Raw genomic sequence first — 337 nt, forward strand, 5'->3', positions numbered from 1 at the left:
TACCTGATCCACGCCGCCGAGTGGAACGTCATGGGCCACAAGCGCATGACCGACAAGTCCGTCGTGCTGACCGCCTCCGAGTCCGGCACCACCCCCGAGGTGCTCGAGGCCATCGGCAAGATGAAGGATATGGGCGTGCGCGTCTTCGCCATGACCAACCCCGAGGGCAAGATCGGGCAGGCCGTGGGCGCCGAGAACTGCGTCATGATGGCCTCCGACCACGGCGCCGGCGGCTGCGAGAAGGGCTACTACCTCGCCGACTGCTTCGGCCTGCGCCTGCTCAACCGCCGCGGCTGCTTCCCCAAGTTCGACCTGTTCATCGAGCAGACGAAGGACG

Annotated in this window: 1 pseudogene; it reads left to right on the top strand. The window is 66.5% G+C overall.

Annotated features, from left to right (window positions below):
• Positions 1–337: pseudogene (locus ACTQ1S_RS09415) on the top strand (SIS domain-containing protein); the annotation flags it as partial.

It is taken from the genome of Collinsella sp. LCP21S3_D3 (assembly GCF_052118305.1).
Classification (GTDB): Bacteria; Actinomycetota; Coriobacteriia; order Coriobacteriales; family Coriobacteriaceae; genus Collinsella.